The sequence below is a fragment of the Streptomyces sp. NPDC048295 genome, from assembly GCF_040652135.1.
Lineage (GTDB): Bacteria > Actinomycetota > Actinomycetes > Streptomycetales > Streptomycetaceae > Streptomyces.
In genome coordinates this window covers 1-7853 of the sequence record NZ_JBEZLL010000063.1, presented here as the reverse complement: position 1 = coordinate 7853, position 7853 = coordinate 1, and the positions used below count along the sequence as shown (strand labels likewise).

The 7853-nt window shown below is 68.4% G+C and carries 6 protein-coding genes and 2 pseudogenes; 5 read left to right on the top strand and 3 right to left on the bottom strand.

Annotation, left to right across the window (positions count from 1 at the left end):
* Nucleotides 1–256 precede the first annotated feature (256 nt).
* Together AB0D53_RS41380 and AB0D53_RS41375 are read right to left on the bottom strand one after the other, a co-directional pair.
* A pseudogene (locus tag AB0D53_RS41380) lies at nt 257–958 on the bottom strand (IS110 family transposase); the annotation flags it as partial.
* 244 nt (nt 959–1202) lie between these two features.
* A complete protein-coding gene (locus AB0D53_RS41375; RefSeq protein ID WP_362454667.1) occupies nt 1203–1976 on the bottom strand; it encodes an SDR family oxidoreductase in 774 nt (257 codons plus the stop codon).
* Between the two features lie 1020 nt (nt 1977–2996).
* On the opposite strand from AB0D53_RS41375, the gene AB0D53_RS41370 reads away from it, so the two are divergent.
* From AB0D53_RS41370 to AB0D53_RS41360, 3 genes are all read left to right on the top strand, one after another.
* A complete protein-coding gene (locus AB0D53_RS41370) occupies nt 2997–3425 on the top strand; it encodes a hypothetical protein (protein ID WP_362454665.1) in 429 nt (142 codons plus the stop codon).
* Complete coding sequence (locus AB0D53_RS41365; protein WP_362454663.1) at nt 3422–4111, top strand: alpha/beta hydrolase; 690 nt, start codon at nt 3422–3424, stop codon at nt 4109–4111. Before AB0D53_RS41370 ends, AB0D53_RS41365 begins: the two co-directional genes overlap by 4 nt.
* A gap of 104 nt (nt 4112–4215) precedes the next feature.
* On the top strand, nt 4216–5160 hold the full coding sequence (locus tag AB0D53_RS41360) for a sigma-70 family RNA polymerase sigma factor (RefSeq protein WP_362454661.1): 945 nt from the start codon (nt 4216–4218) through the stop codon (nt 5158–5160).
* Between the two features lie 45 nt (nt 5161–5205).
* Here the strand turns inward: AB0D53_RS41360 and AB0D53_RS41355 are convergent.
* Nucleotides 5206–5433 (bottom strand): annotated as a pseudogene (locus AB0D53_RS41355) (diguanylate cyclase); the annotation flags it as partial.
* A 57-nt stretch (nt 5434–5490) separates the two neighbouring features.
* Here AB0D53_RS41355 and AB0D53_RS41350 point away from each other — a divergent pair.
* Together AB0D53_RS41350 and AB0D53_RS41345 are read left to right on the top strand one after the other, a co-directional pair.
* Nucleotides 5491–5832 carry a hypothetical protein gene (locus tag AB0D53_RS41350; RefSeq protein ID WP_362454659.1) on the top strand — a complete coding sequence of 114 codons (342 nt, stop codon included), beginning with the start codon at nt 5491–5493 and terminating at the stop codon, nt 5830–5832.
* Nucleotides 5833–6947: 1115 nt separating this feature from the next.
* Nucleotides 6948–7747 (top strand): IS5 family transposase gene (locus AB0D53_RS41345; RefSeq protein WP_362454669.1). Its coding sequence is split into 2 segments (ribosomal slippage): nt 6948–7283 and nt 7286–7747, totalling 798 coding nucleotides; the frame shifts between segments, so codons are not numbered across the junction.
* The last annotated feature ends 106 nt before the right edge of the window (nt 7748–7853 follow it).

Sequence of the window (7853 nt, the reverse complement as noted above, 5' to 3'; positions counted from 1 at the left end):
GCCGGCCTCGTCTCCGACCGCAACACCACCGGCTGACACAAACCCCAGCCCAGACCCCCCGCGTCTCCAACGCAATCACGCACCAGCTCGTAAGGCACGAGCGCACAAGCATCGCCTGCCCCGGTCCACGACGCGGCGGACCTGGACGGCCGTGGCCTCGGCGACGTCGTCGTCAGGTCCCAGACGACCACGTCCAGCAGCCGGCACCACGAGGTCCGGCCGGTCTCCAGGGCGGCGACGAACGAGTACGGCCAGCCACCATGGATGCGGCAAGCTTCTCACCGGGCAAGGCGGTGTGCTGGGCGTGAGCCGCCTCGACGACGGCCTGAGCGATGGCCTCGGCGCCGCGGACCTTGCGGTTCTTCAGCCAGGTCTCGATCCGCTTGGCACCGCTGCGGCGGATCGCGGCCGGGGTCTGGTAGCCGGTCAGCAGCATGACCGGTCCCTTGTTCGTCAGGCTCAGTGCCCGCTCCAACGCCGGAAAGATTCCGAGGAGTTGTTCCCGGAGTCGGTTGATCTGGCGGGTCCGGTCGTTGACGAGGTCAGTGCGGCGCCTGACCAGGATCTTGAGGTCGACGGCTATCTCGTCGCCTGGCCAAAGTGCGCCGAGGTCCTTGCGCATGCGGGCCTGGTCGGCGATGACAAAGGCGCCCTTGGCGTCCGTCTTGCCCTGACCCCGGTAGGCGGCCGATGCCTGGTGAACGGCCAGGCCGGTGAGGTAAACCATCGGCTGGTCATGGCTGAGCAGGAGACCGATCAGCAGGGCGGCCCCGCCGTGATTGATGTCGACCGCCCACAGCACATCCTCGGAGAAAGCGAGTACGTCGCTGATCAGCTCAAGCAGCGCTGTCTCGTCGTTGAGGACACGCCGTGACAGCAGGCGTTCGCCTTCCGCGTCAATCACCACGCAGTGGTGGTGTTCCTTGCCGATGTCCACGCCGGCCCAGACCTGGGGCACGGTCACCTCCGCCGGCTCGTCGTCCAACACAGTCCCGCAGACGACCTCGCCGACGTTGTCCTACACAGCGATCGAGTCGCATATCCCAATCAACGGTCGAGTCGTCGCGGGGCTCCGGGCGGCCAAGTCATTTGAGCCATCCAACGGCGACAAGCTCACAGCCATACCCAGAACCCCCGGGCCCGCCGATCTTACGAATGACCAGATCAGACCCACGTCTGGGAGGTAGGACAAGCTCAGCGGGTCAGCCGGGCTGACCGGTGGGCATGATCACGACCTGCTGGAGGTTCACCCGCGCCGGCAGCGCGGCCAGGAAACCGATGGTCTCGGCGATGTCCTGCGGCGTGAGGCACTCCATCGTCTCCTTGGCGCTCGCCAGCCACCGCAGCGCCGCCTCGTCCGTCGCATGGTTCTGAATCTCGGTGTCGACGATGCCCGGCTCCAGCGCCGACACCCGTACATTCTTCGCGCCCAGCTCCGCCCGCAGATGACGCGAGAGGTGGCTCACGTACGCCTTGGTGGCGGAGTAGACGGCGAAATGGGGGTAGATGTTCTGCGCCGCGCTCGAGGAGGTGTTGATCAGATCGGCCACCCCGCGCTCGGCAGCGACCTTCACCAACTGCGGGGTGAACGCCCCGATGACGTTCATCAGCCCGGTGACGTTGACATCGATTTCCCGCTGCCACTGATCGACGGCCGCCTCGATCGGGGCGGGCAGCCCAACCCCCGCATTGTTGAACACCAGGTCGGCGGTGCCCAGTTCGTCCGCCACCCGGGCGGCGGCCGCGCGCACCGCCGCGGCATCGGTCACATCGACGGCCAGCGCCAGAGCGGTGCCGCCGCCGCGCTCGATCCGGGCGACCAGCCCGTCCAGTCGATCCGCACGCCGGGCCAGCACGGCGACTCGAGCACCCAGGCGCGCCAAGTGCTCGGCCGAGGCCTCGCCGATACCGCTGGAGGCGCCGGTGACCACCGCCACGCGGCCGGTCAGGGGCTTGGCAAGGAGGTCCGTGGACATATGGCCACACCGTCCGATCCGAAATCCGAAGGAAGCTCCCTCTGGACACCCCAGCACACCACCCCCGAGCCCCCGTAGAGCCGTTCCGCCGGGCCAAGCGTGGGCAGATATCGACAGAGGCCACCCGGCCGGCCCACACCAGGGGCATGGACCGCAGCGGCGGGCTCGCAGGCTTCCCGCGCTCCGGCCCGCCCCCGCCCCACCTCCGCCCGCAGTACCCTCATCGACCCGCAGCGGGTCCGATGCCCTCCACCCTTCGGCGACCCCGACCAGACCCTGTGAGTCTGCGCCGCCGAACCCGCCTCCCCGAGCCGCGCAAACCGCCAGGTCGCAGAAGTCTCGACTGCAGATGCCATGGGGCTCGCAGATCTGACTGAGCATTCGCGAACTACCGCAAGCCGTCACAACCACCGGGCGAGCCGGCCTACGAGAGAGAGCCATGCGATCGCCCAAAGTTCCCTCCGACACCAGCGCCTGACATGTCTTCCGGGCGGTCCGTGGCAGACGATCGGCGCCGTGGCCGACAACGCCGACGCCGACACTCCGAAGCGGCTGATCGCCGCGGCCCGCGATGCCTTCAAGCGCCTGGACGGGGTGCTCATCAGCGTCGGTGGGCCTCCGACGGGTACGTCGGACACCCATCACCACAAGCAGTGGCGCGCCGCCTTCGAGTCGGTCTTCCTCGGCGCGGTACGGCCGTCTGGCGCAGTCGCGGCCGAGCTGGGCGAGGAAGGCGCCATCGGTTTCATCCTTCCAGCTCCTTCTACGAGCCATGCCCCACCCGGGCCGACAATGGGCCGAGCGCGTCGGCAGTGCAAAGACCCCGACCGTGAACCACGCCGCAGGCCGCGGGCGACCTACAACCGCTGCGGCGTTGTACGCATTCCTGCGAGGGCATCGTCGCGTTTGATCACGCGGCTGGGGGTGGGACGGTGTCGGCCAGGCCGGGTCGGCCCGCGCTGACGATGGATCCGGTGCCTGCATCTGCTGCGGCCCGATCACGGCCAGACGCTCGTGAACATGATGGCCCGCTTCCTGGTCGACCCACCGCACCGGGAAGGCGGCCAGGCCCAGTTCATCGAGCACCTGCCGCCCGAGGGCGACCCGGACATCACCGAGGTGATCACCTGGGTCCTGGAGCACCTCGACGAGCAGCTCACCCTCGAATGGATCGGCCACCACAGCCACATGAGCGCGTGGACCATGCGTCACAGGTTCCACGCGGCGACCGCGGCCGCCGGGTCCGACTTCCGATATCCAGCATCGGGCCGCGCCGGACGGGCCCGCGCTCCACCCGACCCGCAACCAGCATGTGATGCACATCACACCCGGAAGGGTGAACTTCAGGCCTCCTCCCGCATCCCGTTGCTGTCGGACATCCCGGCGGGGCGCCGAGCACGGCGACTGCCGTTCCACACATTTCCACACACAGGAGTTGAGGCACCGTGAGTCACCCAGCAAAAGCCCGTAACGTCGTTCTCGTCCACGGCGGTTTCGTCGACGGATCGGGCTGGAAGAAGATCTACGACCTGCTCCGCGCCGACGGCTATCAGGTGCGGATCGTGCAGAACCCCACGCTCTCCCTCGAAGGCGATGTCGCGGCCACCCATCAAGTACTGGACGCACAGGACGGGCCGACGATCCTGGTCGGACACTCCTACGGCGGCGCCGTCGTCTCCGAAGCGGGGAACCACGACAACGTGTCGGCCCTCGTCTACATCACGGCGTTCGTGCCCGACAAGGGCGAGTCCGTGAACACCCTGATCGCCGACCCGCCGCCGGGCGCCCCCGTTCCGCCGATCCTCCCGCCCGTGGGCGGCTTTCTCCAGCTCGACCGGGACAAGTTCGCCGCCTCCTTCGCCGGTGATCTGCCGGCCGACGAGGCGCGCTTCCTCGCCGACTCTCAGGTCCCGTGGGGAATCGAGGCGTTGGAGGGGACGGTGACCCGTCCGGCCTGGCACACCAAGCCGAACTACTACCTGATCGCGGCCGACGACCGCATGATCCCGCCGGCTGCACAGCGCTTCATGGCCGAACGCGCGGGCGCGCACGTCACCGAGACCGGCGGCAGCCACGCCGTGTACGTCTCGAATCCCGCCGCTGTCGTCGCCCTGATCGAACGAGCCGCGGGCTGAGGAATCCGCGCTACCGGGTCTACTCTGCGGACACCTCCGGCAGGGAGCCGGGGGTGTCCGCAACTCCCCGCCGCTGTCCGTCACGTGACCCACAAGGGGTGGTCATGGAGCCCGTAGAACCGCTCACCGACGCCCACCTCACGCGCCGCGCCCAGGCGGGCGAGACAGGAGCGCTCGGCCTCCTGCTCGCCCGTCACCAGGCGCCCATGCGCGCGGTGGCGCTGAGCCTGCTGGGACACGGTCCCGACGCGGAGGATGTCGTCCAGGACGCCGCGCTGACCGCGCTGCACCGGATCGGCGACGTCCGCGACCCGGACGCGGTGGGCGCCTGGCTGCGCGCCGTCGTCCGCAACACCGCCCGTATGCGCCTGCGCTCCACCCGGGAGATCCCGGGCCTCACCGCCCTCGACCACCTGCACGTCCACCCGGATGACGAGCACGAGCGCCGCATCGAGCAGCACGCCCTGCGCGACTGGATCTGGGACGCGATCGGCTCCCTGCCGCCCAAGCTGCGCCTGGTGGTGATGCTGCGCTACTTCAGCCCCGTCGCCTCCTACGAGGAGATCGCCGCCGCCTGCGACATCCCTCTCGGCACCGTGCGCAGCCGCCTCAACCAGGCCCGGACGAAACTGGCCCGCCTGCTTTTGGACACCGCGCAGGCGTCCCACGACGACGCGGACCGCCGCACCGAGGAGAGCAGGCAGGAGGCCCTGGCGACGCTGGCGGGCTGGGAGAGCGGCACGCTGCCCCGGGAGATCAGCAATCTGTGGCCCTCCCACAGCGCCATGACCGGCCGTCTCGGACGGCCCGGCGAGCACGTCCACCCCGTCCCGGTCATGCGCGGCTATCTGGAGGACGGGGTTCGCCAGCAACTGCGCCGCGTCGTCGCCGGACGGGACATCGACATCTGGGAGATGGACGTCACCACCGCCCAGGGCGCCCTGCACCACTGCCCTCCGACCCTGTCCTGGCTGATGCTCCGCCGAGACGGCCGGGTGCAGCAACTGCGCGTCGTCTACCCGAAAGCGCATGCCCTCGCGCCGGCCTGAGCGTGCGGGCGCCGCCACCGGGAGTCGCCTCTCCCGTGGGTGCGTCTACTCGGGCCAGTCCGAGTTCTTGATGACGTCGACGAAGTCGGTGCGGCGGGAGCCGGGGACGAAGTGCTCAAGGACGTCGGCTTTCAGGTTGCCGAAGGTCGTGTCGGGGCGGTCCTTGATGCCCCTGGTGAGGGCGGCGAGGATCTGATTCTTGAAGTCCGGGCGCGGATGCGCTTCCACGACCGCCACCCGCTGCTCCGCCGTGACGTCGGCGTAGCCGACCCCGGCCCACCGTCACCGGGCAGCCGGGCCGCAGGACGAACCCGCAGAAACGCACCAGCCTTGGTCGACGTCTCCACCGCCGGCCGCCGCGTCCTGGACCAGCTGCTGTGCCTCAGCGACCCGGAGACCGGCACCGCCGAGATCAGCCAGAACGAGACGGCACGCGAGCTGGGCGCGAGCAAGCCGACCGTGAACCACGGCTTCAAGGAGCTCCGCGAGTGCGAACTCGCCTGGGGCCTCGAGGACGGCCGCTACCAGCTCCACCCACTGCTGACCGGCGGTGCAATCTCCTCCCCCGTCATGGCGGTGCCCGAGATCAAGGCCGCCGACCCCGAGAGCTTCACCGAGCAGCGACGGGCCCGGTTCGCCGCCCAGGTAGCCAATCTCGCCGCCACCGGCTGAACAACCCCGCCGAGGACTCTGAACGGCCCTCCAGCGGGCTCCTGGCCCCGGGAAGACACACAGGCGCTGTACCTCCGGGTGCGGCGCCTTCTTCGTACCCGCCCGCGATCAAACCGGTAGCGCTAGCTAAACCGGCTTGTTCTGGAGCAGCAAAACAAACGGCGGGCTGCCACTTGCGGCAGCACCACCACGAGCCGAGCATCCCGTGGCACCAGGTGAACCGGATCGTTCTGCTCCTCCAGAACAAACCGCGGCCGCATGTCTGATCCATGCAGCAGCTCTGCATGAACCTGGCGCGGACCATCACAGATTTGCGATGCCATGCAGCGCCGGGCCGGGTTCGCGGCCTTGTTGGCCGTCGCGGAGCAGCAGGGCTGGTCACGGGCAGCACGGCCTGAGCAGCGTGTGCAGCAGATGGGTGTGCTGCACTGGCGGGGGCCGACCTGCTGCACGGGCAGCACCCGTGTACCGCCTGCTCCATGCAAATGCTGCGCCGCACCCGCCCGCCCGTGCTGCAACACGATAGCGGTTCGAACCACCCAGCGAAGTCAGCATCGGTGTCCAGGCGCCGGCAGAACTCCGCGTAGCCCAGGCACCGGTCATTGCTGTCGCAGATCACCAGCTCTCCGAGGGCTCGCTGGTTGCTCCGGAGTACGCGGAAGTGGGGGTCGTCGTAGCCGTAGCCGTCCGAGTTGAGCACGTTGCTGATGACCGTCAGGTGTCGGACGACGGTCCGGGAGTTCTCGCGGTTGCCCAGGTCCAGGAACTGGACCTGGCGTCGCAGTAGCTCCACCTGACCGAGGTAGTCGGCCATGACGTGCAGGGTGCTTCTGAGCGCATAGTCGCGATCGGGGCCTTGGCCGTGCGAGTAGTAGATGTTCAGGAACCGCCTGTCCACGATGTTGAACAGACGTGACTCAAGGTCATAGGCCGCCCACAGCAGCGGATCCCGGCGCTGACTCATCAGGTCTTGATGCTCGGCAAGCTTCAGCTGCTCCGCTCTCTGCCGCTCCAGCTGCCCGGCGAACAGAGCCTGTTTCCAGCTGAACCGGGAGCTAAGCAGGACGCTTAGAAGACATCTCATTTGGCTCTGTAGGCTGTCGGTTGTGGTGGGGATCGTTGAGCGGCTGGTGCCGGATGAGTTGTGGGAGTTGTTCCAGCGGGTGGTGCCGGAGGCGCCGTCGCGGCCTCAGGGTGGCGGTCGGCGTCGGCACGGTGACCGTGAAGTGCTGGCCGCGATCGTGTTCGTGGCGACGTCGGGGTGCACGTGGCAGCAGGTACCCGCCGCGTCGTTCGGGCCGTCCGGAGCAACGGCTCACCGCCGGTTCACCGAGTGGACGAAGGCCAGGGTATGGGCCAGGCTGCACCGCCTGGTCCTTGACGAACTCGGCTCCCGCGGCGAGCCGGACTGGTCGCGGTGCGCGATCGACTCGGTGAACATGCGGGCCCTGAAAAGGGGGATCTGACGGGTCCGAATCCTGTCGACCGGGGCAAGTACGAGTCGAAGATCCACCTGATCACCGAGCGAACCGGTCTGCCCCTGTCCGTCGGAATCTCCGGTGCCAACGTCCACGACAGTCAGGCCCTGATCCCGCTCGTGAAGGGCATACCGCCCATCCGGTCCCGCCGTGGCCCCCGCCGACGCAGACCCGGCAAGCTCCACGCCGACAAGGGCTACGACTACCGCCACCTGCGGCAATGGCTGGCGCAACGCGGAATCCGACACCGCATCGCCCGCAAAGGCATCGAGACATCGCAGAGGCTGGGACGTCACAGGTGGACGATCGAACGCACCATGTCCTGGCTCGCCGGCTGCCGCCGACTCCACCGCCGCTACGAGCGAAAAGCCGAACACTTCCTCGCCTTCACCAGCATCGCCTGCACCCTCATCTGCTACCGCCGACTCACCAATTGAGATGACTTCTAAGACCGTGTCCTATGTGGAGATTGCTCGTTGGGCTGTTCATGGGGCGGGATACGTGGAGTTGGATTGTTCCAGACGGGCTGTGGGAGATCGCGAA